We start from the raw sequence: 25,274 nt of genomic DNA, 5'->3' as shown, positions 1-25,274 counted from the left end.
ATCAATAAAGATGGTCAGTCTATTTCTTGTAGAATTGATAAGGGTGATGGTAAGTGTGTGTTTTTGGGTGGGGCAGGGTTAAAGTTGTTTTATAATCAGCACATAGATGATTTAGTAAAGTTTTTGCTTAGCCTAAATGATGATGATAGAGAGTCTTGTGCATTAATTTTTCGTGCAAATGGCAGTGGAAAGACTTTCTTTCAAGCAATGCTATATTCTGTTTTGTGGCTAGCAAATAATCCAGCAACATTGGTTGTTTGGAATTCTGGTGGTCTTGATTCACAAATGATGAGTGATTTTAGCAGAGTGCTTAGCCCAGAATTATGTAAGGAAATTTTTTTTCTAAAGCACAAAAATGCTAAAGAGGAGTTTATTAAAAGAAAACCAGAATATCTTTTGGTAAAGGCTAAAGATTTATTTGAGGTTGATGGTATATGGCCAGTATTTTCTGAATTTTTAAAAGAAGAAAAACCTTTTGTATTTTTAGATGAATCTGATCGTATGTTTCTTGATGAAGAATATAAACAGAAAATATTAGATTGTTTATTAAAAAATACCCCAACAATATTATTAACAGCCACCCCTAACTCACATGCTGTTAATATTGGTAAACTTGGATTCTGTATTTGTATGAATTTTTCGGACAAAGAAAAGTTAGGTATGGGGGCTATACCAAAAATAGTTGTGGATAGTGTAGCTGATCCTGATACTCTTTCTAGAAAGAGTGCAACTATCAATAAACATATAGAATGCTTTATGCCTTATGCAAATAGCTCAGATAGATTAATACTAGAGAGCATGAGAAATATTAAGAGCTCTTGGATAGATAAGAACTTTATTCAGAAAATTAGCAATTTAAATATTTTATTTTTAGAGCATTATGCTCTTTTAAAAGCAATGGATGTTGAGTTTAGAGAGGATCTTCTAGATAAGACAATGCTTAAATCTAAATGGTTTCAAGAACTAACAGAGGAAGAGAAGATTTATAGAGTATTGCGCTCTTGTTTGCATGCTTCTTGCCATAAAAAAGATTTAGTTATTGTACAAGATGCTGTGCAAATAAAAAATGCTATTAAGGCAATTTATCAACACTATTATAGTGATACAGATAAAATAACTGAATATTCTTTACAGCTTGAAGCTTATAATGGTTTACGTAAGCTTGGTTTTAATACTAAACCAAGAGGTTTTGTATTTGATGATGTAGCAGGTTCTGGTGATTTAGAACATAGCATTGATTTTCTTGGTGAGATATTGTCTGCAGATTGTTCTTCAGAGTTTCCTAGATTTTTACACAGCTCTTTGGAAAATCTTCTTTGTGCAATTACTGATTTAGATAAAATTGCCTTGGATGAAATGCGTATGGGAGGCAAGTTTGATGAATTGTGTTTAATGGTTGTTAATGCACTGCATAATGAGAGTGATGTAGAGCAAAAAATTCGTAATTATTTGAAAAAATTAGGAATTGTTTTCACTGGTGATGATAAAATTATATCTACAATGAAAAATTTAGCTGATTTAATGTCAAATGCAATTAGGAGTGATTATCATAATTTTCAGCTTTTTGTTGATAACTGGCCACTGAGTGCTGAATTAAAAGATTTGCTTAGAGAGAAAATGTGTATTTTATATATTCAGGACATGCCTAGTTTTTATAGCAAATGTTTTATAATAAATAATATTAACTCAGATAAAATTATTATTAATGGGCGTCCTTTTGCAGTGAATTTTGATTGTGAATCAATGGATAAATGTAGTGCATGTCCTTTTGATGAAATGGTAGCAGATGCTCTTTTTAAGGCAGGATTTATACAGCAGCTTATTACAGATACTAGAATTGCTGGATATAATGATGTTGATTTGCAAAATTTGGCCTATGTTTCTTGTGGTGGCTCACCTAATATGCACGATCCTGCAAATATAGTACAAGCTGTTGGTCGTTTACGAGGATTAAATGCAAGACAAACATCAACTGCTTTTTTAATGCCAGCCACACAACAGGAAGTTAAGAAAATTGAACCATTGATCAGAAGTCCAAATTATCATGAATTTTTTTTAGAATTGAGGGAAGATTTTTTAAATAGATTTGGCAAATATTTTGCTCAAGATATTCTTACAAGATTATATTCTTTTGCACTAAGAACTGGTGCATCATCCCAAATCATTGGTGCATCACTTAAACAGTCTCTTATTGCATTGTATGAATGTTTATACAATATCAATGATCATAATGATAAAAAAGCTCATAAGCAGTTCAAATTATTTTTATGTGAATTAAAAGATAGGAGCTTTATTGTTAAATGGCATGCTAAAGCTGTTCATGTGTCTGCTTATGCAATTGCAAAGACAATATATGTTGTTGGTTTTGTTTCATATAGAATTGGATGTTTGCTTGATTTTATTATGAAGCCTTTGAAATCATTTTTTTATGCTGACTTAAGGGTAGATCCTAGAATTGTTGCTATTGTTGATTATAATGCTGATGATTTAACTAAATTTACCAAAGGTTTTTCAACTGTTTCTGATGTTTCTTGGATAGGTCATGATATTGAAAAATATGAGAGTAGTAAGTTAGCCAATCTGTTTTTTGCAGATGGCGTAAATGCTGATTATGACAGGCTTATAGCATGGTTATCTTGGGCATTGGCTGCAATAGTTTGTCCAGATATCACTAGTGCAAATACTCTTGAAGAGCGTGCTATAATTATGAGATTTTTTCAAAACACTTATAACAGAGATATGCTGTTTGATATTTTAAAAAATACCACAGCCTCCTTGGGAGCTAATAGATTTACTTCTTTGGAAAGTGCACTTTTTTATGCAATTTCTGCAGTACTTGATAATGGAAGTGAAAGATCGGCTAAGTTATTGGAAATTATCAATGTCTCTGTACATGATCTTCATAAGAAAATAAATGATGCAAAAAATATGTTAAAGTTCTCGGTTGAAGGCAAGGATTGTGAATTGTTTGGAGTTAAGTTAAGTTATGAACAATGTCAAATGATTGATTTAGATGATATATGTTATAGTGGTTGGCTTTCCTTGCAGTTAAAATTAGAAGAAGTTGCAACAGGCAATGAATTTGATTGGAAGGAATTTACTAATGCACACCATAATCCAGGTCAACTAATAGCCCATATTAACAGAACTGTTGATATTAAAGATCATAATTCTTATTTACAAAAATGCCATGGTGAAGACTCTAGCTTACTTTGTGGATTAGATTTTATGCTATCTTTTAATGAAGGTAGTTTTGAGTTGATGTGTGATATTGCCTCTTGTTATTTTTATGCCATGCCTGTTGATGCATCTGTTTTTAGAAGATGGCTGGAAGATTTAAGATATGATGTTACACATATGAGTAAAGATGATTTGTTTTCTAAATATTTTGCCACACCTGAACAAAAAATTGCTTGGCATCAGAAATCAAATTTTATGAAATGTTTTGGTAAAGCATTTAGGAAAATAAGCATTCCTGATGAACACTCTATGAGAAAAAATTACGTTCAAGTAGACACTTCAGAGAAAGAAAAATTGTTAGCTATTATAACTAAACATTTAGTAGAAGACCACTTTATGAAAATGTTGCAGCATTGCTTACATTCTATTAGAAACATGAGTGTTAGTACATTGGGCAACACAAGGCATTGTATTGATACATTGCATAATATTATTCAAACAATTGGATTAAATGATAGGACTATAAATAGACTTTTAGATATTTTCTCTAGAGAGAAGGTTCTCACTGCAATGGATAGTAAAGTTTGTTATGAAATGCTAATTGATAATGCATTTGATTGTTTGTCTAACGATGCAACTGTAATCAAGATGTCAGAGTTTCTTGCAAGCAATTATTATACAAGTGCTAACATTAATCACATGCTGTCATCTGGGAGTTATTATAATTCTTTTAATATACAATCTATAATTGGTAGTAAAGACAAGATGATTCTTGAATCTAGTTTAGGAAAAAAGTTACAAAAAGTAGGATTGGGAATTGTACTTGAATCTCATGGTTTTTCTAACTTTGCAGATAATGCAATGTTAACTGTTGCTGCATGTAATATGATTCATGCAGCATCCATAGGATTACATAAAGCATTTAATATTAGTGATGATGAACATTATGATTTGATGAACATTGATTTTTCAGATGGTTGCACATTATTTGCACAGCAAGTTGATGAAAGGGTTGGTTTGCATAATGCCAGCGATGATAATGAAAGAAAAATTGGTTATGATATTGCTGCAAGTGTTATTGATCATAGCATGGCTAGGTGTGCCATGTCTACTGCATCCAAAGAAGAACAAAGAAGTTCAAATAATGTAAGCTCAGTAGGTGTAAGTGCTGGATAATAAAAAGTCCACCCGGGAGGAGTCGAACCCCCAACCTTTGGATTCGTAGTCCAATGCTCTATCCAATTAAGCTACGGGCAGGTGTATAAATGCTAAAATATTAGATAATTTATACTTTTTTTGCAAGTTTTATTTTGCTAATTACTATTTTCTTTGTTTTATACTTATGTTTTGCGCTATTTCAATATCTTGGACTGACTTTAATGGCTGTAGTATAAATCTTAGCTCATCTGATGTGCACACTAAATCTGTTGGCATATGACTTATCAATATTTTTTCATCATCTAGCTTAACACTTAGTGGTACTGGCATGTGAAATGTTGGGTTGATAGTTAATAATGATTGATTTTTGCCCAATATTTTTTTTGATGGAGGTTTCTTGTAAGCTGATACTCTAACACATTTTTTTGCTGTTGATAATTCAGCCAGCTCTTCATTGCTAAAAAGTTTTTTGCTATCTATTTTATCACTGACAATAACAGTAACACTTGCCTCAACTGGCTTAGCTCCTTTGATTGCAAACGATGCCATGCTAAGCTCTCTAGCTAAAGTTTGATAGCATTCATTGCTGAAAAGTTTGCTAAATTCTTTTTGGGATTTAACTAGTAGTACTGGTGGAGTTGCTGTTAAAGCCCACCTTGCTTCATCCTTTGCTACAAATTCTTCTAACAATAATATTGTACTTTCTAATAACTGTTTTTCATCATTAGTTGATTGCCATTGTTCCACATAATTTTTTACTATGTTCTGTGCCTTTCTGTTTTTATCTATTTCTTTACCCATAATTTTTGATAAATTTAATAAAATTACTTCATTTCTAGCTGCAATTTGTGTTTTGTCTTTAAAATTTTTGTAACAATTAGTTAATTTTGCCACACATTTTTTGTTATATAGATTATATTGAGCACAGCATTCAGCAGAAAGTATATCTTGTAATACAATATTTATGTCATTTTTTAACAGATTAATAAATTTTTTATATAACTTACTGCATTTTTCCTCTGAAGCAAGAAGTTTTGATGATGAAATATCTTTAGGGTTTTTAATAAGTTTTGCAGCTTCTGATCCAGTTACTAATCTTAACAATGTTTCTGGTATGTTTATTCCTGAATATATTGAAATTTTTTCAATAATTGATGCAGTGGCTTTAATAAGAACATGTACTCTGCTTGAATAAGAGCTACTCTCTTGCAGTGCTTCAAGTATGTTTTCTATAGCAATTGACCAATCAATATCTGTTTTCTTCATGATAATATTTTTATTTTATTTAATTTTATTTAATTTTGATTAACGTTTTGCTAATAATGACCATGGTCTTTGTTGGCTTGAATAGGTCTTTATAATGGGTGACATATGATTTATATATATAAATATTGGCTGAAACTTATAGTAAATTATTTTGCTATCTGTTTGTATTTTTTGTTTTGTAATATTTACAATAATGTCAGCAGTGCAATGATTTGGCACAGTGTTTTGTGTAGTTATTAATATACTGTTGCCTTTTTTAAAATAGCAAACACCACACTGATTTTCTAGTGATTTAATTTTTATATGCTTGAATGATGTTGCTAGTTTTTGTGACCATGTTGTAATTGTATATGAGTTTACTTTCCCTTTGATTAATAATGGTTTCTCATTATTTTCCACATTGGCAACTATATTGTTACCATATAATAATATATCTGGCTTTTCATTGTTAATCCATAGTAATATTGCTGTTATAAATGGTATGATAGCATAGATTTTATTAAGTTTATTTGTTATAAATATCCAAATTATAGCAATTGAAGCTATTGTCATTGAGGATGTTGGCATATCAGGTAGTTTAATTATTCCCCATCCACTATTGTATTTTGCAATTTTAATCAACATCATGATACTGATATGAGCTATATATGCTGTAGTATTTGATAAAACACTAAACCATCCTAATAATACTGTTGACATAACAGCTGGCATGATAACAAAGGATGTTAGTGGTATGGCTAGTATATTGGCAAATATTCCAGATATTGATATTTGATTAAAATGATATATTAGATATGGTGCAGTAGCTATGGTGATTGTGGTTGAATTTATAAGTGTTTTGATTGGTTTAATAAAAATATTTTTTGTATAGTTGCTTAATATGTTGTGAGTTGTTAGTATGGCACAAACTGCTGCAAAAGATAGTTGAAAGCTTGGATGCAGTAAGCTCTCTGGTGTTATCAGTAGTATCACTATAGCTGATAACATGGTGGAATTTTTTCCATTTGAACATCTGTCAAATATGATTGCAATATAGAATAGTAGACTTACAGTAAATGCTCTTTGTGCTGATATGGAATTGCCACTAAGAGCAAGATAGATTAGGCTTATTATTGCTGAGAGTAATGCTGAAAATTTTTTAGTATTGCACGTTACGCTTAAAAATATAGAGAATGACATAATAGTACGTATGCAATAAAATGAAAATGTGCTAATCATAGCCATATGTAATCCAGAAATTGCAAGTAAATGTGATAAACCAGCCTTGTTAATGACTTCTTTTGTTTTATGATCAACTCTGCTCTTTTTTCCTACCACAAGAGTGCTTGCAATTGCCGCAGTTTCTTTGGGCATTGTTGCATGTAGGTGGTTGCTAATTTTTTCTCTTAATTGGTTTACTATTGAACTGTGTTTGTTGTAATCGATTCTTGTAGGTGTGTTTGTGGTGTATCCAACTGCCCCAATACCAGAGAAATAAGCAAACATACGAAAATTATAAGATCCTGGATAATTGTTAGGCTGTGGTGGTAAAAGCATAATTGATGCTTTAATTGTATCGCCAATTTTGAGTTGTTCAATTTTTTGCCTAATAGTTATGCGTGCTCTTTTTGGTATTTTTGGATCTGTATTGTTGATTATTTTGATAATAATTTTTTTGTGATTATGATAATGATCAATGTTACTTATTTTTGCATAGCAATCCGATATAAATATTTTTTTGTGAATAATGTTGTTTGTTGCAATGTATTGTGTTCTGAATGTTGCAATGATAATTTCAATTGAAAATGTAATTAAACAAATAGATATTTTTGAGCCATATGGTCTGACCACTAGTCCAAAGATAATAATAGCTATTAAATATAATATGATTGTTTTATTTGGTTCAGTTGGTAGTGTGAAGTACGTGCATGCACCAGCTGCTATTGATATAGCAATTAAAGGTATTGTATTATTATATTTTGATTTTGTTGTTGTGTATAAGTTTTGTATCATTGTCAGTTGTTTGTTTTTGAAGGGTAATTATATTGAATGATTATAAAATTCTAAGCTATTTTTTTTTGATTTTCTTCATGCCATTAAATATTTTTTGTGAAATAAAAATTAGCAGTACAAATTTTGTTTATTTTAAGAGCTCAATGGTTAATGTGCGCAGTGGTCCAGGTAAAATATATCCAGTTAAGTGGGTTTATCAGGTGAAGGGAATGCCAATGCAGGTTTTAGATAAGTTTGATAATTGGTTTTATATTAGAGATATTGATGGTGATGTTGGATGGGTTTTTCATGCTATGGTTGTTGAGAAGTATTTTAAGGCATTAACTATTAGAAATGGTGAAATAAGAAAAAATTATAGCAAAAAATCTAAAGTTATAGCTAAAGTTGAACGTTTATCATTAGTTAATATTAAAAAATGTTCTGTGGATTTTTGTTTGATTGAAGTGTCTAATATAAGAGGTTGGATTGATAAAGATATATTGTGGGGGCTACATTACCATTTTCAGTAATGCAGCATTAATAGTTGTGATATTATGATTAGATTTTTATTGTATTAATTAACTCCTCAACATCATCGGCTGACTTGTTAAACATATCTTTCTCTTTAGCAGTTAGTTCAAGTTCTATGATTTTTTCTACTCCTTTTGCTCCAATAATCACTGGTACGCCAATACATAGATTATTCCTGCCATATTCTCCTTTTAAATAAGTTGTTGCAGGAACTATTTGTTTTTTGTCATATAAATATGCTTCTGCCATTACTATAGCTGCTGCAGCTGGTGCATAAAATGCAGAGCCAGTTTTTAATAAATTAACTATTTCAGCACCAGCATTGCGTGTTCTTTGTATAATATTATCTAATTTTTCTTGTGTTATGAAATTGTTTTTGATGAAGCTAGCTATTGGTATTCCAGATATAGTTGTATACTTTGGTAATGGCAACATGCTATCGCCATGCCCACCAAGCACCATAGCCTTAATTGAACTTATGTCAACATTTAGCTCTGCTGATAAAAAACTGGCAAATCGAGCACTATCAAGAACACCAGCCATACCAACTATTTTGTTTGATTGGAATTTTGTTATTTTTAATGCAGTCCATGTCATTGCATCCAATGGATTTGTTATTATTATAACAAAAGCATTAGGTGCTCTATGTTTTATTTCTTTAGAGATTTCTGAAATTATTGAGCTATTAATTTCAACTAAATCACTACGACTCATACCAGGTTTTCTTGGTATACCAGCTGTGACAATAATTACATCTGAGTTATTAATATTTGTATAATCATTGTGACCAGAGATTCTGGCATTAGATTTGCTAATTGCTATCATTTGTGAAATATCTAATGCCTTACCTTGCGGCATGCCTACTGCAATGTCAACTAATACTATTTCACCCATTGATTTTGTTGCCATAATCTGTGCTATTGTGCCACCTATTTGACCAGATCCTATTAAAGATATTTTTTTATTCATATATTTTTTAAAATGACTTATTTTCTGAATATTAATATAATTTTATTTTTTCGCAATAAAGAATATGGATAATGCAATAATTTTGCTTATATTAAACATGCAATCTATCCCATCCGAAGCTTTGATGGTGATAGAAATAATTATATGTATTTTAACAATACTGTTTTTCTTAAAATTTTTTGGCTTGCTGGGTATTGCAACCTCTGCAACAATAATGTTGATTGCAGCAAATATTCAAATATTAAAACTTGCTTATTTTGGTTGGATACATACTGAGATAGCACTTGGAACTGCTGCTTTTGCATCAACTTATTTAATTTCTGATATTGTAACAGAGATATATGGTAAGCAAATTGCTAAAAAAATAGTTTACATTACAGCATCTGCACAGTTATTTTTTGTTATTCTAATGATAGTAACACTTGGTTATCAATTTTCAAATGACAGCTCAGCTCATCAGTCAATTGAAAATATTTTTGTGCCACAGATTAGAATACTATTAGTTAGCATAGTATCATATGTTTTAAGTCAGCTTATTGATATAGCATTTTTTGCCAGTATTGCAAAGATTATGCAAGGGCATTTTATTTGGTTAAGAGTTAATGTCTCTAATTTTTTGTCACAAATTTTTGACTCTATATTGTTTAGTATGCTTTGTTGGAGAATTTTCTCTCCTGATCCTAAAGAAATATCAGAAATATTGTTTGTATATGTTATTTTTAGTTTTATTCCAAGGTTTTTTATAGGTATTATTATTACACCCATAATATATTTGGCCAAATCTATAAAGAGGAATGATGTTTTCATTTGATGTACAGCATTTATCTTCATTCTGCTATGCCCGTGTAGCAAAATTGAACACACCACATGGTAGCTTAGATACCCCAGCATTTATATTTTGCGCTACTAAAGGAGCTGTTAAATCATTAGATGCTAAGCAGTTAAATGAATGTAATACGCAAATTATTTTATCAAATACCTATCATTTATTGTTAAGACCAGGAATTGATTTAATTTATAAAATGGGCGGTATACACAAATTTATGGGATGGAGCAAGCCAATGCTCACAGATTCAGGTGGTTTTCAGATATTCAGCCTAGGTTATGGTTCAGTATCTTCAGAGATTAAAGGTAAGAAAAACATGCCCAAAAATAAAAGTTTATTACACTTAAATGAGAATGGTGCATCATTTAGATCATATATCGATGGAACATTGCATAGTTTAACACCTGAGATTTCAATACAGGCACAGTATAAGATAGGTGCAGATATTATACTGGTTTTAGATGAGTGCACACCATATAATGTTGATAAGTGCTACACAGAGAATTCTATGCATATGAGTCATCGTTGGGCATTGAGATCACTAAATGAGTTTCAACAAATAAATAACAAACAACAAGTCTTATATGGAATAGTACAGGGTGGTGTATATAAAGATTTACGGGAAATAAGCTGTGCTTTTATTAATGATAATGATTTTTTTGGTTGTGCTATAGGTGGTAGCTTAGGTAGCACCAAAAAACAGATGTATGATATAGTATGTTTAACCACAAAGCAAATTTGCAGAGATTATCCAATTCACTTACTGGGTATTGGTGGTTTGTCTGATGTATTGTTTGGGGTTTGCTGTGGTGTGGATACTTTTGACTGTGTTCATCCTACGCGTTTAGCACGTCATGGTGGAGCATTGGTTAAGCCAATAAGAAATAATGGGCGTGAGAATATTAACCTACTTAATAATGAATTTAAAATGGATGAGCGGCCAATTGAAAGTGACTGTGGGTGTCCTACTTGTTTATCAGTATCTAGGGCATACATTCACTATTTAATAAAAGCCAAAGAATTCACTGTATATTCATTGTTAACGCAACACAATGTTTATTTTATGAATAAGTTTATGTCTTTAATTAGAAGTGCAATAAAGCATGACACACTGCATAATTTTGCAGAGGAGTGGGGTTTACATAATGAGCTTGTTGATATATTAAAATGATTTTTCATTGTGTGTTGATTTTTGATTTTTTTGTTTTTACAATTCAGTATCAGAATAAAGTAATAATATCTTATGATATCAGTTTTTGTTAATGATAGAAAGATTAAGGTTGCTAGTAACACAACTATTTTATCAGCATGCGAAGCTGCTGGTATTATGGTGCCACGTTTTTGCTATCACAGTGGACTACCTATTTCTGGTAATTGCAGGATGTGTATGGTTGAAGTAGAAGGTAAATCAAAGCTCATTGCATCTTGTTTAACTGAAGTTTCTGATAATATGAAAATTTACACTAATACTGAAAAAGTTAAACATGTAAGAAGCTCTATTATGGAATTGTTGTTGATTAACCATCCATTGGACTGTCCAATATGTGATCAGGGTGGTGAATGTGATTTGCAAGACCAAGCAGTAAAGTATGGCTCACTAAACAGCAACTATAAAGAAACAAAAAGGGCAGTTTCTAATAAATACATGGGTTCAATGATTACAACACATATGACTAGGTGCATACATTGCTCAAGATGTATTAGGTTTATTGATGATATTGCTGGAACTGGTGAAATTATTATGATAAATCGTGGTGAAAAAACTGAAGTTACAACATTGGATGAGCCTATTAAATCTGAGATTTCTGGTAACATTATAGATATTTGTCCAGTTGGTGCTCTTACAGCAACAGTTTATCGCTTTAGCTATAGACCATGGGAGCTTTCATATAGCAACACAATTGATGTAATGGATGCAGTTGGTAGCAATATAAGAGTGGAATATAAAGAAAATGAGATTGTAAGAATTTTACCAAGACCTAATGGAGATATTAATGATGAATGGATTGGAGATAAAACACGTTTTGCTTTTGATGGTCTATCTACCAATAGACTGACTAATTCATATATTAATAATGGTACTACACTAGAGGTTGTTGATTTTGAAAGAGCTTTAAATTTAATTATTAATAAAATTAATACAACCCCTTCAAAGAAAATAGCTGCTATATCTGGTGACATGGTTGACTGTGAATCAATGTTTTTGTTAAAAAAAATTATGCTTGGCATGGGTTGTAAAAATTTTGATTGTAGACAAGATAGTTCATTAATGGGTGGATCAAGGTGTCACTATATTGCAAATACTTCACTGCCAGAAATGGAAGGTGCAGATTTAATATTAATAATAGCCTGTAATCCAAGGTTTGAAGCACCTATGCTTAACTATCGCTTGAGAAAAGCATATGTTTCTAATGATGCAAAGATTTTTACTATAGGATGTGTGGCAAACTTGAACTACAAAACAACCAGTATTGGAAATAGTCCAGGTATTATAGATAGTATTTTTGCTGGTAAACATGAATTGTTTCAAATGATGAAAAATGCCAAAAAACCATTGATGATTATTGGTGGGGGGGTTTTTACTAGAAGTGATGCTAAAATCTTTCTATTTAAGCTTACTAAAATTGCTGAGTGTACAGGAGTGGTAAAAGATAATTGGAATGGTTTCAATGTTCTTCAAACTGCAGCATCAAGAGTTGGTGGGCTTGATATAGGTTTTGTGCCAATTGATGATGGTAAAAATACTGATAGTATAATGAATTCTGAAATTGAAACATTATTTTTACTTGGTGTAGATGAGGTAGATGTTTCATCGCTTGGTTCAACCTTTGTTATTTATCAAGGCAGCCATAAGGATAATGGATTTCATCGTGCAAATGTGGCAATTCCAAGTAGTGTTTATACTGAGAAAAATGCTACTTATGTAAATGTTACAGGTTTTGTGCAGCATTCATCTAAAATCATAATACCACCTAATGGAGTTCTTGATGACTGTGAGATTTTGTTGAAAATTGCTAATGGTTTGTTAGGTGCAAAGTTGGCTTATGCTAATGTTGATGATGTGAGAGAGGCTATGTATAATGAGGTTGCATGGGACAATAATGCTAATCAATGGGCACTAGCACCAGAAGTCACTGGTTCATTGAACTACCTTGAGCCAATAAATAATCACAATTTTAATTTTTGTTCACAGGATCCTATAAGCAGATCATCTAAAAATATGTTGCTTTACAGAAATTTGGTTTCTTAATGATTTTTGGTTTTTAAAAATGCTATCATATCAGCATATTTATCATGCAGGATGTCCTGCAGATGTACATAAGCACATGGCACTTTCAATAATATTATCTATGTCTGTTGATCAGTATGATTTAATTACATATATTGACACACACAGTGGTAGAGGAAGGTATAATATAGCTTCTGCAGCAGCACTGAAAACTGGAGAGGCTAGTTTTGGTGTGCTACGCATTATGGATTGTTTAAATGATTTTCCAGTTGTTAGTTATGCTAAGATTTTATTAGATAGCAAAAAGAAGTTTGGTATAAATTATTATCCTGGATCACCAATGATTGCACGTTTTTTGTTGCGTAAAATGGATGTACTACACTGTATAGAAGCTCATCCACGTGAATATATATCACTTGAAAAATTTGCACGTAAGCATAATATTTTCACTCACTATGCTGATAGCTACTCCCTTGCTCCAGAAATTATTTCTAAAGCTAAAGGATTATCTATTGTGTTGATTGACCCAAGTTATGAGGTGAAAATTGAATATAAAGCTTGTTCTAATTTTATCAAATCTTTGAGTAATAAGTATAAAAATACTATAATTTTATGTTGGGTGCCAATTTTATCATCGGCTATGCATAAAGTTTTCTTATATGATTTAAGTGATACTGATGGTCTATGGAAACAAGAGGTGTTGTTCAATATCCCATATAAAATGCTAGGAAGTATGTTGCTTTGCTTAAATGCACCAACTTTCATTACAGATAACTTGAATGATTTGCAAGAAGTTATGCAGAAAAATGTTCTAGGTGTATAAGATAATTTATTTTATAATAAGCATCTTAAAAGATTGTTGCTAACATCTTCAAGTAAGTCAAAATATAAATTTTCTCCAGGTATTAAGTTTGCACCAATTGGGTCTAACACACCTATTTTTGTATTTTTAGTGCTCTCAGACAATAGAACTGTTATTTTTTTTGAAAACTGTGGTTCTGAAAAAATACATATTTTATCATTATTGTTTATAGTTTTTCTTATCTGCTTAATGTGCTGTATAGACAGCGATGTATTTGGATTTTGGTGTATAAAGCCCAATGATGAGAGATTGTACTGTTTTTCAAAATATTGATATGCATCATGGAAAACTAAAAAAGGTTTGTTTTTTATTGCCTGAAGTTGTGAATTGATTTTATTGTCTAAGTCTTCAATTTTTTTCAAGATTTTCTTGGTATTTTCATCATAGATTTTTTCTCTATGAGGGTTTATGATAGCTAGAGTGGAGTATATTATTTTTACCATAGATTGTGCATTTGTGGTGCTTAGCCATATATGTACATCAGTATTATTAGATTTATGACAGTTGTTGCGGCAATTTAATTTATTAATCATTGAACTTTGCAGCATTAAGATTTTTTTATTTGGATTTATTGTTTTTAAAAATGGCTCCAGTGTTTCATCAATGCCAAATATTATTTTAGCATTTGATATTAGTTTTATTTTGGATGGTTTGAGGTTTGGATTGTGAGGAGAGTTATTATTGATTATCAATCCAGCTTTTTCTGTATCTCCTAATACTCCTTGAACTAGTGAATGCAATGGTTTTATTGTTGCTACAATAGCATTACTATTTGCATTGCTATTGTAGCAAATGAAAAATATAAATAATATTATTAAAAATGATTGTTTTAAGTATTTTAATATCATGGTATTAACTTTATGAAAATTAGCTGTATAATTAACATTATACGCAAGGAAATTAGCTAAGATTTATTATATCATTGAATTGGCGTGCATGAAACTTGAGAAATACTTTATTGTTGCTAACAACATAACAATTAAAGATGGAAAAAAATTTATTCTTAAAGATGTTTCTATAACAATTAAAGAAAATGATTTTATTACCATAGTTGGCCCTAATGGCGCAGGTAAGTCAACTTTACTTAAGTGTTTAATGGGTTTTTTTACTCCATTATTTGGCACAATAGAAAGATTGCCTAGGTTAAGAATAGGCTATACTCCTCAACGTTTTTTTATGGAAAGCTTGATGCCTATTTCAGTTAAAGATTTCCTTATTTTATACAAAAAAATAAATAAAAATATTTTTAATAAAATTATTTTTGAAACAAATACAGCTCACCTACTTAAAACACCACTAAGAAAACTATCAGAAGGTGAGTTGCAGAAAGTTTTGTTAGCACGAGCATTGCTAGGTGAGCCAAATTTGTTGATTTTAGATGAACCAGCACAAAATTTAGATATAGCTGCACAATTTGATTTTTATAAAATGCTTGATGCTATATACAAAAAATACAAAATTTCCATATTAATGGTATCACATGATTTGCATATGGTGATGTCTGGTACAACAAGTGTTATTTGCTTAGCTGGTACTGTTTGTTGTTCTGGTACTCCTGAATCAATTGCTAATAATCCAGCATTTACCTCATTATTTGGTAATAGTGTTGTAGATATTTTTTCTATATATCAGCATAAACATAATGCAATGTCTAATTCTATAATTAATAAATAATGGATATTTCTATATTAAGAGCAATGTTAGCAGGAGTCTCAATAGCATCATGTTCTGGAGTGTTGGGGTGTTTTGTTGTATGGAAGCGTATGTCTTATTTTGGAGATTCACTCTCTCATGCTGCATTATTAGGTGTAGTCTTGGGTGTAGTACTTGATATAAATATAACAACAGGAGTAATTCTTGTTTGTACATTATTAGCAATATTTTTATCAAGAATTACTCTAAATAGGAATGGCTTAAGCAGTGATGCAGCACTTGGTTTGTTATCACATGCATCATTATCTTTTGGCATCTTAATTATCAATCTGATTGGTGATTTGTCATTTGATATAGATTCCTATTTGTTTGGCGATATTTTGCTTACTAGCAGAAATGAGTTTTATCAAGTGCTATGTTGTTGTGTTTTTGTGCTCAGTGGTTTGATAATTTTTTGGAAACCATTAATTTTAATGGTTATTAATGAAGATTTAGCTAGAGCAGAGGGTGTGCAAGTGTCTAATTTGTATTTGCTGATTGCACTGCTGACAGCTTTTTTGGTGGCTATATCAGTTCGTATTGTAGGTGCTTTGTTTGTAACTTCCATGCTTATTACTCCAGCTTCTTCGGCACGCTTTATTGCTCAGTCACCTAGGTTAATGGTGCTTATATCATCTATACTAGCAGTATTAGCTGTTGTTCTTGGTGTAATTGGCTCAATATATTTTGATGTATCATTAGGGCCATTTATAGTGAGTATATCATTTATAATTTTTGTATTTTTTGCCATTACTGCTAAACTAAATTCTTTCCTACAGGTTATGTTTTATAAGAGATATAATTGAAATGTTTAATTAAAACTTTAATGATAGTTGCTGATTATTTGACAATTTTTAATTAGTAGGTGTATTAGAGATTTAAATTTATAGTGCTATCTAAATTTAATTATCCAATCATTTGTTTGATTTGTTTATATAAGCATTATTTTATAGTAAAATTTCCTAATTATTAAATATTGAATATCAATCTGTACAATTATCAAAATTTTTGATAGTGTTATAAAATCTCTTACTCATATAAATAGATCTATTTTTTCTCCTTATGCCTTTCTCTTCTTTTTTGCAAGTATTCTCTCTTTTTTTTCTTATTCCATTACTTATTGATATTAAAAATCAATTATTTTTATCTAAACATCAATAATTATTTGGAGAATACTATGTCTAATTTAATACTTGATCATTCCATATTAGCACAAGAACAGTGGGAAAATTTTACTGAAACCAATCATAATACTTGGAATTTTCTATTTGAAAGGCAGATAAAATTACTGCAAAACCAAACTGATGATGAAGTGGTAGAAGGAATGAATAAGCTTAGAATTTATAGTGCACATATTCTTAAATTTTCAGATCTTAACAAAATTTTACAACCAGAAGATTTGTTTTTTAAATTTTTATCAGAGAGAAAATTTCCATCAACGTTAAAAAATAGATGTAATTTAAAAGTGATGGATGGAGTGGGATTTGAACCCACGGTACAAATTATTGTACTCTGGTTTTCGAGACCAGTACTTTTAACCACTCAGTCACCCATCCACAGTTTTAGACAATTGCAGATGATTTTATTAATCTATGGCGGATAGAGTGGGATTTGAACCCACGATACGCATAAACGTATGCCAGTTTTCAAGACTGGTGCCTTCAACCACTCAGCCATCCATCCACAATATAAAATAATAGAAAATTTATAATGTTACAAGATATTTTATGAGTTTTGATATTTTTAGTTGATTTGTTAGTTAGTGAGTCTTATTTTTCTCTTTTTTCCTACTGATAGAGTTGCTGGTAATAACTTTAATGATAGCATATAGTTTTCATCAACAATTGTTGTGTCGTTTAGCTTTACTGATGAAGTTTTAATAAGTCTTTTTGCTTCAGATGCAGAATTAGCAAATCCTATATCAACAATTAATTGTTTAAGATAACTATTATTATTAACAACAAAGTTAGGAAATTTTTTATCCTGCTGTCCATTATTTGTTTCAAATATGCTTTGTGCCATTTCTCTAGCATTTTCAGTGGCTTTGGTGCCATGACATATTTTTGTTGCTTCACTTGCTAATATTTTTTTAGCTTCATTTATCTGTTCATTTTGCAATGATTTTAATTTTTCGATTTGTTGCATTGGCAAATCAGTAAAAAGTTTTAAAAATTTTTCAATGTCACTATCAGATACATTACGGAAATATTGCCAATAATCATATGGTTGTAAATATTCTTCATTTAACCATATAGCACCATTTGCAGTTTTCCCCATTTTTTTACCGGAAGACGTTGTTATTAATGGTGTGGTTATTCCATAACATTCTGGTTTACCAAGTTTTCTATTCAGCTCAATTCCATTTACTATATTACCCCATTGATCAGATCCACCAGCTTGAATGGAGCAATTATAATTAATATTGAGGTTAAGGAAATCATATGATTGCATAAGAACGTAGTTAAATTCAATAAAACTCATTTCTTCTTGACGATTTAAGCGTTGTTTAACGCTTTCAAGAGAAAGCATCCTATTGACTGAGAATTGAGAGCCATATTGGCGTAAAAAATCTATATACTTAATGTCATCTAACCATTCAGCATTATTTAGTATAATAGCACTGTTTGCAGAGTTATTAAAATTAAGAAATTTGCTAAATATTTTTCCTATTTGTTGCATGTTAAATTCTATTTCTCTGTTTGATAAATATGCCCTGGTTTTATCTTTGCCAGAGGGATCGCCAACTTTAGTTGTAGCGCCACCAAGCAAAACAATTGGTTTGTTTCCAAGTTTTTGCCACAGTCTTAGTAGCATTATTTGAACAAGGCTACCAATATGTAAACTTGGGGCAGTGCAGTCAAAACCTATATACATTATTGATATTGATTTTTTGTTAGTATGTTCTATAAGGTTTGCTTCATTAGTTAGATCTTGTATATAGCCACGTTCTCTGGATATTTTTAGAAATGCTTCACCATTCATATCATTATGTTGTGTAGTTGTTTAAATGTATTATAACTGCAGTATATTATGCTCTCAATAATTTCATTAAATTAGTTGTTTGTTAAATTTTTTGACAGTTTTTATTATTGTTCTGTTATAGAATAAAGTGGGTTTAACATTTTTTTAAAAAGATGTATAATGTAATTACATATGGTGTAGTAGACTATAACCATAAGTTTTATATTTAACTATTACTTGTATTTTATGGGTCATGAATATTTTGCTAACAATAAATATAAGCTTGGATGCTTTTATTATATTTTAAAACATTGCCACCAATTTTGTTTGGCAATAACAATGAAGTTAGATCAGGATTAGCTGGTATCTAGGTTTAGCAAGATATGTTTTCCCATTGCCAGCAAATCAATCACCTTTATAATTAAAGGGTGCTATGAGGCTGAATAGATATTTTAGCATTGTGCTGTGCTGTATTTTTAATACTACTGTTGTTGAAATGACATGTGAGGCATATGTCCCATCATTGCCAACTATAAAAAATTTTTTTAATTCAACTGAATATATAACAGAATTTATTGTAGTTGCATATTTAGTTGGCTTGTCAATTTCAGGTATAATTTTTGGCCCTATATCAGATTTAGTAGGTAGGAAGAAAATTATGATTGGTGGTTCATTGTTATTTCTTTTATCTTCATTTCTATGCTATTGGTGTTATTTTATGCCAAGTATTTATATTTTAATATTTGCTAATTTTATGCAGGGTTTTGGTGGTGGTGCAGCAATGATATCAAGTTTTGCAGGTGTGTGTGATAAATACTTTGGTGTTTATTTATCAAATATTATGACTAGACTTAATGTATCAATAAGTATTGCACCTGTTATAGGGTCTATAGCTGGTTCTATTATTTTATATTGCTTTGATTGGCACTATATACCAATGTTTTTGACTCTAGTGTCATTGTTATTATTGGTGATTAATTTAAACACTGAAGAGATAAATCATGTTAGCCATGTGGAGCTTGGGAAGGATATTGTATTTAAACATATTTTTGAGTCATATAGAAACTTATTTAAAAATAAAACTTTTATATTATTTACGCTAATACAAACCATGACTATTGCAACCATATGGGGTGAGGTAAGTAATTTGCCATTTGTATATATTCAGAGCATGAAATCTAGTAATTTGGTTTATGGTTTTATTATAGTATTGATTATGGTGTCATATGTTTTTGGTGCATTTTTAAATCAATGCTATGCTGATAAGATTGGTCGTAAGCAAATGATTTATTGTGGTGTGCTTGTAACTATATTTTTCAACATACTAATTGTGTTTTGTCATTATAAAATTGGCCTGAATCCATTTCTACTGACAATTTTAAAACTACCAACTTCATTTGTGCTGCCTTTTGTCACAATTAACTCTAGTACTATAGCATTGAATGCTGTGAAAAATACAAAAGGTGCAAGTACGGCTTTTTTAGAATCAGCACAAACTACTGGTGGTGCATTATATGTGTTTTTATTGAGTTTATTTTATGATGGCACTATGCTGCCAATGTCTATATTATCAATAATTGTTTTTGCTGGTATCTTGGTATTGCATGCTTATATTTCAGAAAATAACCCAGATTCACATTATTTAACTGCATAATTTAATTGTGTCAATTCTGTTTTAAAAATCTAATTTTTCATAAATACCATTAGGTGTAAAACCAGCAATACGATCTTTTAAGATATTGCGAAATGATGGCTTAGATTTTATTACAGAATACCATTCTTTAACTACATTGTCATAATTCCAAGGCATGTCACCAAAATAATCTAATATTGAAATATGAGATGCTGCAGCTATATCTGCAAGTGTAAATATATCACCCATTAACCATTGTGACTTAAGCAATAATCTTCTCATATAATTTAGATATTCTATTAAGTTATTTTTTGCAATTCTTATTAAAGATGAGTTTGGTGCTTCAGATGTACTTAGATATTTAATTAAACGTTCAGATAAAATATATTTTACTACATCATGAAACATTTTCTGATCAAAAATTGCCATTAATCCACGTACTACAGCTTTATCTGTGTATGTTTTTCCCAGTAATCCAGAGATTCCATATTTTTCTTCCAAAAATTCACATATTGCACTACTGTCAATTATTGCAGTACCTTCATCAACTAATACTGGCACTTGTCCAACTGGATTTAGAATAAGGAATTTAGATTTTTTTTCCCAAAATTCTTCACTAACTAGTTCGCAATCTAGTTCTTTTTCATTAAGCAGAATTCTAACTTTGCGTGAGAATGGACATAGTATAAAGTGATGAAGTGAGCGCATTGCACAAAGCTAACATGAGTAATAAAGGTATTTGTATTCTATAATTAAAAAAAATAAAAACAATATATTTTCATATGCGTACATTTTCCATTGTTAATCTAATGATGTCTTGAATATCAGTTACTTTACTTAGTGCATAGCGACCATAAGTTAGCATTAGATTTTGTTGCATAGTGACTTTGGAATTAATGCTATGATTAACTAAGATGCAGTTAAATCTATGATAAATTTTACCCATTATTTTAGGAAGGTCATCATCATTAGTATTACATAAAATAGCTATTAAACAATCACCACCAATATATGCTATTGCACTTGGATCATTGTTTAGCTGGGTAAACTCATTTTTGATGCATTGAGTTAGCAATGTTTTATTAGTTGAAGTTCCTAATTTTTCACATTCAATTACAAGGATATAAGAGTTAACATTGTATCTACTGATAAATCTGCATATTCTTACTAGTTTATCCGTCTCATCATTTGGAAATTGTTCTTGCTGTACATAGAAAGACTGCCAGAGATTAGTTAGATTTACTTCCATAATTCGTATATAAACAATGGTATCATACTGATTGTTGTTTGCAAAATTGCAGGCTTTTATTCTGCAGTTAATTGCATAGTTATTAAAATCTTTTAAGTAGAAATCTGGAATTTTATTTAGTGTTTCAGCTATGTTAATAATTCCATCATTAAACTCTATACAGTCTTCAATAATAGATACTACACTATAATCCAATATTTTTATGAAATTTGATCCTATTAATTCCTGTGTTGAATATCCAAGTAATTCTGCTATATTTTTAGAAATATCTTCTACAGAAATATTGTTTGTAGCATTGTATAATATAATTTTTATATAAGCATCATCCAGTTTGTATTGCATACAATATCACCATATATAGAACACAAGGTGTCATGTTATTGATAAAATAATAATAAATAGTTAACAATAATTTGTTTTACATCCATTCCATTACTCCTGTTTTCAGTAGCCAATTTTTTATCTCATGCATTTTTTCCAGTTTGCTTATATTGATATAAATATATTTTTTTGCTAATGGTATTAATTTCATGTAGTTATTATTTTTTTTACAATGTTTCATATACATTATAAAACCTAATATTTTACAACTACGTTGTAAACCTATTGTATGATAACTTTTGTTAAAAATCCTAATGTCATCATTGTTAATCCAGTTTGATTTTTTTATATAATAATCTTTTAGGGCATTTGCATGGTACATAGACATGTCATATCTTGCATCTTGCAATAAAGATACAACATCATAAGTTGGCATGCCATTTAATGCATCATCAAAATCTATAATACCAGTTTTTTTTAAACCATGCATTTTTGGTAAATGAAAAATATTTGGTGAATGATAGTCTCTTAATACTAATACTTGTTTACACGGCATGCTAAATAAAGAGTTAAGTATCCTGTCCCATATTTCGTGAAATAAATTTTTTTCAATAAGGGTTATTTTTTTAAAACATGGAGCATAATAATCTATGAATTTATTTACCTCAAGCAGCATTGTTTTTTTTGTATATTTTGTTTTTACAGGCATATCATTATCATTGATATTATTGTGTATTTTTAATAACACATCTACAGCATTTTTATATACAGATAGTTCAATATTTTTGTTTTGATTTAAATATTCAAGATAACTACTGTTGCCAAAATCTTCCATCAAGATATACCCATTTTTTATATCTGTTGCATATATTTCTGGGGGCTTGAGGCACAATTCTGATAAAAATTTAGTGATACTAGTAATTTTTTTTATTTTGCTCTCTATATCGTGTTGAATGGGCAATTTGCATAAAATTATATTTTTGTTTGGTGTTTCAATGCGTTCAAATTCCTTCAAAGAAGCATCACCTTCTATCTTAGTGCGTTTAAAGCACTCTAATCTGTATTGTGATAGAAATATCTCCAAATCTTCCTGCATGATGATTCCTGGTTTATGAATTGCACAACTATAGTGCTGTAAGTTTATTAATTTTTAATTAAAGCATTTATATCTTAAGTTTAGATAGTTGCTGCCATTTTTCTTCTATAGAATATATATTTACTACTCTTTTTTTTGCTGCTATGTTGTCTATGCATAATAGCAATGGTTGCTTTGCCATGTATTGAAGTATTAAATCTGGCCACTCAATGATTAATATAGTATTTTTTGGCGGTTCTAATATACCAATGTTAACAAGGTCATTGTAGTCATGCAATCTGTATAAATCACAATGCCAAATTTGTTTATTATTATAATTGTACTGGTTTATTATAGTAAAAGTTGGACTGGTAATCACTAAATTTGGTGAATTTGTGATTTTTTTTATTAAAAATGATGTAAAAGTTGTTTTGCCAACTCCTACATCACCCTTGATTGCAAGACAGTCATTATTTTTTATATATCCCGCTATTGCATCTGCTAACTTTTTTGTTTTAGTGAGTGATGTAAGGTGTATTGAATTAATCTTCCTATTCATTTTCTAAATAGCGTTGTGCTTCTAATGCTGCTATACAGCCAGTACCAGCAGCAGTTATTGCTTGACGATATTTTGCATCCTGTGCATCACCTGCAGCAAAAACCCCTTCAATTTTTGTGGCGGTTGAACCAGGGGTTGTTTGTATATATCCATATTCATCTATATCAAGACAGTTTTGGAAAATTTCAGTAGCTGGTTTATGACCCACTGCAATAAAAACACCCATTACATCAAGTTTTTCCACTGTATTGTTTTTTATATTTTGTATTTCAACACCAGTTACTTTTTTCGGTTTGTTTGTGCCATAAATATCTTTTAAAACAGTATCCCATATAATATTTATTTTTTTGTTGCTAAAAAGTTTTTGTTGCATAGCATGATCAGCTCTTAGTTGTTTCCGCCTGTGTATAAGTGTTACTTTTGATGTTATTTTTGATAAATAAAGAGCATCTTCAATAGCTGTATTTCCACCACCAACAACTAGTACATTTTGGTCTTTGAAAAACATACCATCACATACAGCACAGCTTGAAACACCATAACCTTTATACTTCTCTTCATTTTTTAAGCCAAGCCATTTTGCATTTGCACCAGTTGCTATTATGCAAGTTTTGCTAATAAAAGTTTTGCCAGAGCTGCAATTTATTTCTAATTTTTTTGGTTTATTAAAGTCAACCTTATCTACATGATCAAAAATTATTTCTGCACCACATGCTTTTGCTTGTAATTCCATTTGATTTATAAGCCATGGTCCTTGAATTGGTTTGGCAAATCCTGGATAATTTTCAATATAGGTTGTTGTTAGAAGCTGTCCACCAGGTTGTATGCCTTGTATTATTAATGGCTGCATTCCAGCTCTAGCTGCATATATAGCAGATGTATATCCAGCAGGCCCTGAGCCAATTATAATAACATTATGTGTTTTGCTCATCTATAGATTCTCTGCATTCGTAGTTAAGTAGTCTGCTATGCTTAATTTATTTGCTGCTAGTGATTCTTTGTCTGTTTGCCAGCCAGCTGGACAAACATTTCCACTAGATTCATAATGCTGCAGTGATTCAATTATGCGCAATATTTCTTTTACATTTCGACCTATGGGCAAGTCATTAACTGACTCATGTCTTACAATGCCTGTTTTATCTATAAGGAAGGTTCCTCTTAGTGCCACGCCATCATCTGCCAGCACGCCAAAATCTTTGGCCAGTGTTTTGTTGATATCTGATATGAGTGGATATTGTATATCACCTATGCCCCCTTTGTTTATAGGTGTTGATTTCCATGCTAGATGTGTATACTGTGAATCAATACTTGCACCTAATATTTTAGTATCAAGTGCTTCAAATTGTGAGATTCTGTTATTAAATGCAATTATTTCTGTTGGACATACAAATGTAAAATCTAATGGATAAAAGAAGAGTAGAGTATATTTTTTATGAAGGAAATCAGTTAGATTGATATTGGCAAAACTATCATCTGGCATAACTGCTGGGATGTTGAAATGTGGTGCTGGTTTACCTACTAATGTTGACATTGCAAGACCTTAAAAAATATTGAAATAATTATAATACAGCAAACATACAAAACTGCAACAGGATTAGCAATCATTAGTTGTGTATTTTTAATTCAGCATGTTTGCAAAAATACTATTTTGTTTTTATTATTTAAATATACAAATTATATTTTTTAGAGTAAATAGATGCATGATATAAAGCAAATTAGATTAAATGCAGATTATCTACAATGTCACCCAATCCTGAAAATTCTCGCGGAGCATTGAAACTTTGCATGCGGG

At 30.4% G+C, this 25,274-nt stretch carries 20 protein-coding genes and 3 tRNA genes; 9 read left to right on the top strand and 14 right to left on the bottom strand.

The features are described from left to right. Positions 1-4,356, top strand: a 4,356-nt coding sequence (locus AABI72_RS02465; protein WP_338364068.1) for a DEAD/DEAH box helicase family protein, incomplete at its 5' end; no start/stop codon positions are given. Positions 4,357-4,363: 7 nt separating this feature from the next. Here the strand turns inward: AABI72_RS02465 and AABI72_RS02460 are convergent. The 3 genes from AABI72_RS02460 to AABI72_RS02450 form a co-directional block, all read right to left on the bottom strand. Next, positions 4,364-4,437: transfer RNA gene (locus AABI72_RS02460), tRNA-Arg, on the bottom strand. A gap of 63 nt (positions 4,438-4,500) precedes the next feature. Next, the gene (locus AABI72_RS02455; protein WP_338364066.1) at positions 4,501-5,604 is read right to left on the bottom strand and encodes a hypothetical protein; all 1,104 of its coding nucleotides are present in this window, start codon (positions 5,602-5,604) and stop codon (positions 4,501-4,503) included. 39 nt (positions 5,605-5,643) lie between these two features. Continuing rightward, the gene (locus tag AABI72_RS02450; RefSeq protein ID WP_338364064.1) at positions 5,644-7,596 is read right to left on the bottom strand and encodes a ComEC/Rec2 family competence protein; all 1,953 of its coding nucleotides are present in this window, start codon (positions 7,594-7,596) and stop codon (positions 5,644-5,646) included. Positions 7,597-7,628: 32 nt separating this feature from the next. Here AABI72_RS02450 and AABI72_RS02445 point away from each other — a divergent pair, with 32 nt between their 5' ends. After that, positions 7,629-8,105: an SH3 domain-containing protein gene (locus AABI72_RS02445; RefSeq protein WP_338364062.1), complete on the top strand. Its 477-nt coding sequence runs from the start codon at positions 7,629-7,631 to the stop codon at positions 8,103-8,105. Between the two features lie 28 nt (positions 8,106-8,133). Here the strand turns inward: AABI72_RS02445 and mdh are convergent, their stop codons facing one another. Further along, on the bottom strand, positions 8,134-9,075 hold the full coding sequence (gene mdh / locus AABI72_RS02440; RefSeq protein WP_338364059.1) for a malate dehydrogenase: 942 nt from the start codon (positions 9,073-9,075) through the stop codon (positions 8,134-8,136). A 97-nt stretch (positions 9,076-9,172) separates the two neighbouring features. Between mdh and AABI72_RS02435 the strand changes: the two genes are divergently transcribed. The 4 genes from AABI72_RS02435 to rlmJ all read left to right on the top strand — a co-directional run bounded on the left by AABI72_RS02435 (position 9,173) and on the right by rlmJ (position 13,953). Next, positions 9,173-9,886 (top strand): queuosine precursor transporter, encoded by a 714-nt coding sequence (locus AABI72_RS02435; protein ID WP_338364057.1) that lies wholly within the window; start codon positions 9,173-9,175, stop codon positions 9,884-9,886. Next, positions 9,870-11,072, top strand: coding sequence for a tRNA guanosine(34) transglycosylase Tgt (tgt, locus tag AABI72_RS02430; protein WP_338364054.1), 1,203 nt, complete (start codon positions 9,870-9,872; stop codon positions 11,070-11,072). Before AABI72_RS02435 ends, tgt begins: the two co-directional genes overlap by 17 nt. A 72-nt stretch (positions 11,073-11,144) precedes the next feature. After that, on the top strand, positions 11,145-13,151 hold the full coding sequence (nuoG, locus tag AABI72_RS02425; RefSeq protein WP_338364053.1) for an NADH-quinone oxidoreductase subunit NuoG: 2,007 nt from the start codon (positions 11,145-11,147) through the stop codon (positions 13,149-13,151). Between the two features lie 19 nt (positions 13,152-13,170). Then, on the top strand, positions 13,171-13,953 hold the full coding sequence (gene rlmJ, locus AABI72_RS02420; RefSeq protein ID WP_338364052.1) for a 23S rRNA (adenine(2030)-N(6))-methyltransferase RlmJ: 783 nt from the start codon (positions 13,171-13,173) through the stop codon (positions 13,951-13,953). An 11-nt stretch (positions 13,954-13,964) separates the two neighbouring features. Here the strand turns inward: rlmJ and AABI72_RS02415 are convergent, their stop codons facing one another. Next, positions 13,965-14,840 carry a zinc ABC transporter substrate-binding protein gene (locus tag AABI72_RS02415; RefSeq protein ID WP_338364051.1) on the bottom strand — a complete coding sequence of 292 codons (876 nt, stop codon included), beginning with the start codon at positions 14,838-14,840 and terminating at the stop codon, positions 13,965-13,967. An 88-nt stretch (positions 14,841-14,928) separates the two neighbouring features. On the opposite strand from AABI72_RS02415, the gene AABI72_RS02410 reads away from it, so the two are divergent. After that, positions 14,929-15,666 (top strand): ATP-binding cassette domain-containing protein, encoded by a 738-nt coding sequence (locus AABI72_RS02410; protein WP_338364048.1) that lies wholly within the window; start codon positions 14,929-14,931, stop codon positions 15,664-15,666. After that, entirely contained in the window at positions 15,666-16,490 is an 825-nt protein-coding gene (locus AABI72_RS02405) for a metal ABC transporter permease (RefSeq protein WP_338364046.1), read from the top strand. The genes AABI72_RS02410 and AABI72_RS02405 overlap by 1 nt, the downstream gene beginning before the upstream one ends. 663 nt (positions 16,491-17,153) lie before the next feature. Here AABI72_RS02405 and AABI72_RS02400 read toward each other — a convergent pair. The 3 genes from AABI72_RS02400 to tyrS form a co-directional block, all read right to left on the bottom strand. Continuing rightward, positions 17,154-17,240 (bottom strand) — tRNA-Ser (locus AABI72_RS02400). 37 nt (positions 17,241-17,277) lie between these two features. After that, positions 17,278-17,367, bottom strand: a tRNA-Ser gene (locus AABI72_RS02395). A gap of 72 nt (positions 17,368-17,439) precedes the next feature. Then, the gene (gene tyrS, locus AABI72_RS02390; protein ID WP_338364044.1) at positions 17,440-18,666 is read right to left on the bottom strand and encodes a tyrosine--tRNA ligase; all 1,227 of its coding nucleotides are present in this window, start codon (positions 18,664-18,666) and stop codon (positions 17,440-17,442) included. A gap of 412 nt (positions 18,667-19,078) precedes the next feature. On the opposite strand from tyrS, the gene AABI72_RS02385 reads away from it, so the two are divergent. Further along, positions 19,079-20,299 carry an MFS transporter gene (locus AABI72_RS02385; protein ID WP_338364041.1) on the top strand — a complete coding sequence of 407 codons (1,221 nt, stop codon included), beginning with the start codon at positions 19,079-19,081 and terminating at the stop codon, positions 20,297-20,299. A gap of 21 nt (positions 20,300-20,320) precedes the next feature. On the opposite strand, the gene AABI72_RS02380 is transcribed toward AABI72_RS02385, so the two are convergent. The 6 genes from AABI72_RS02380 to AABI72_RS02355 all read right to left on the bottom strand — a co-directional run bounded on the left by AABI72_RS02380 (position 20,321) and on the right by AABI72_RS02355 (position 25,013). Then, positions 20,321-20,986, bottom strand: a complete 666-nt coding sequence (locus AABI72_RS02380) for a glutathione S-transferase family protein (RefSeq protein WP_338364039.1) — start codon at positions 20,984-20,986, stop codon at positions 20,321-20,323. 70 nt (positions 20,987-21,056) lie between these two features. Next, complete coding sequence (locus tag AABI72_RS02375) at positions 21,057-21,869, bottom strand: hypothetical protein (protein ID WP_338364037.1); 813 nt, start codon at positions 21,867-21,869, stop codon at positions 21,057-21,059. A gap of 76 nt (positions 21,870-21,945) precedes the next feature. Continuing rightward, entirely contained in the window at positions 21,946-22,944 is a 999-nt protein-coding gene (locus AABI72_RS02370) for an aminoglycoside phosphotransferase family protein (protein ID WP_338364035.1), read from the bottom strand. A 67-nt stretch (positions 22,945-23,011) separates the two neighbouring features. Beyond that, positions 23,012-23,482 (bottom strand): tRNA (adenosine(37)-N6)-threonylcarbamoyltransferase complex ATPase subunit type 1 TsaE, encoded by a 471-nt coding sequence (tsaE, locus tag AABI72_RS02365; protein ID WP_338364033.1) that lies wholly within the window; start codon positions 23,480-23,482, stop codon positions 23,012-23,014. Continuing rightward, a complete protein-coding gene (trxB, locus tag AABI72_RS02360; RefSeq protein WP_338364031.1) occupies positions 23,475-24,413 on the bottom strand; it encodes a thioredoxin-disulfide reductase in 939 nt (312 codons plus the stop codon). Before trxB ends, tsaE begins: the two co-directional genes overlap by 8 nt. Next, the gene (locus tag AABI72_RS02355; RefSeq protein ID WP_338364029.1) at positions 24,414-25,013 is read right to left on the bottom strand and encodes a redoxin domain-containing protein; all 600 of its coding nucleotides are present in this window, start codon (positions 25,011-25,013) and stop codon (positions 24,414-24,416) included. Positions 25,014-25,274 lie beyond the last annotated feature (261 nt).

Origin of the sequence: Candidatus Xenohaliotis californiensis (genome assembly GCF_963930935.1) — a bacterium.
Lineage (GTDB): Bacteria > Pseudomonadota > Alphaproteobacteria > Rickettsiales > CAWVOK01 > Xenohaliotis > Xenohaliotis californiensis.
Note: the sequence above shows the minus strand (reverse complement) of the source record. Positions and strands in the feature narration are given on the sequence as shown.

What these genes read in the sequence shown, in the direction of transcription:
- tgt (WP_338364054.1), top strand. Translation starts at nt 9,870, where the DNA reads ATGATGTTTTCATTTGATGTACAGCATTTATCTTCATTCTGCTATGCC.
- tsaE (WP_338364033.1), bottom strand. Translation starts at nt 23,482, where the DNA reads ATGAATAGGAAGATTAATTCAATACACCTTACATCACTCACTAAAACA.
- AABI72_RS02405 (WP_338364046.1), top strand. Translation starts at nt 15,666, where the DNA reads ATGGATATTTCTATATTAAGAGCAATGTTAGCAGGAGTCTCAATAGCA.
- AABI72_RS02385 (WP_338364041.1), top strand. Translation starts at nt 19,079, where the DNA reads ATGAGGCTGAATAGATATTTTAGCATTGTGCTGTGCTGTATTTTTAAT.
- mdh (WP_338364059.1), bottom strand. Translation starts at nt 9,075, where the DNA reads ATGAATAAAAAAATATCTTTAATAGGATCTGGTCAAATAGGTGGCACA.
- AABI72_RS02455 (WP_338364066.1), bottom strand. Translation starts at nt 5,604, where the DNA reads ATGAAGAAAACAGATATTGATTGGTCAATTGCTATAGAAAACATACTT.
- AABI72_RS02450 (WP_338364064.1), bottom strand. Translation starts at nt 7,596, where the DNA reads ATGATACAAAACTTATACACAACAACAAAATCAAAATATAATAATACA.
- rlmJ (WP_338364052.1), top strand. Translation starts at nt 13,171, where the DNA reads ATGCTATCATATCAGCATATTTATCATGCAGGATGTCCTGCAGATGTA.
- tyrS (WP_338364044.1), bottom strand. Translation starts at nt 18,666, where the DNA reads ATGAATGGTGAAGCATTTCTAAAAATATCCAGAGAACGTGGCTATATA.
- AABI72_RS02355 (WP_338364029.1), bottom strand. Translation starts at nt 25,013, where the DNA reads ATGTCAACATTAGTAGGTAAACCAGCACCACATTTCAACATCCCAGCA.
- nuoG (WP_338364053.1), top strand. Translation starts at nt 11,145, where the DNA reads ATGATATCAGTTTTTGTTAATGATAGAAAGATTAAGGTTGCTAGTAAC.
- trxB (WP_338364031.1), bottom strand. Translation starts at nt 24,413, where the DNA reads ATGAGCAAAACACATAATGTTATTATAATTGGCTCAGGGCCTGCTGGA.
- AABI72_RS02380 (WP_338364039.1), bottom strand. Translation starts at nt 20,986, where the DNA reads ATGCGCTCACTTCATCACTTTATACTATGTCCATTCTCACGCAAAGTT.
- AABI72_RS02375 (WP_338364037.1), bottom strand. Translation starts at nt 21,869, where the DNA reads ATGCAATACAAACTGGATGATGCTTATATAAAAATTATATTATACAAT.
- AABI72_RS02370 (WP_338364035.1), bottom strand. Translation starts at nt 22,944, where the DNA reads ATGCAGGAAGATTTGGAGATATTTCTATCACAATACAGATTAGAGTGC.
- AABI72_RS02415 (WP_338364051.1), bottom strand. Translation starts at nt 14,840, where the DNA reads ATGATATTAAAATACTTAAAACAATCATTTTTAATAATATTATTTATA.
- AABI72_RS02435 (WP_338364057.1), top strand. Translation starts at nt 9,173, where the DNA reads ATGCAATCTATCCCATCCGAAGCTTTGATGGTGATAGAAATAATTATA.
- AABI72_RS02410 (WP_338364048.1), top strand. Translation starts at nt 14,929, where the DNA reads ATGAAACTTGAGAAATACTTTATTGTTGCTAACAACATAACAATTAAA.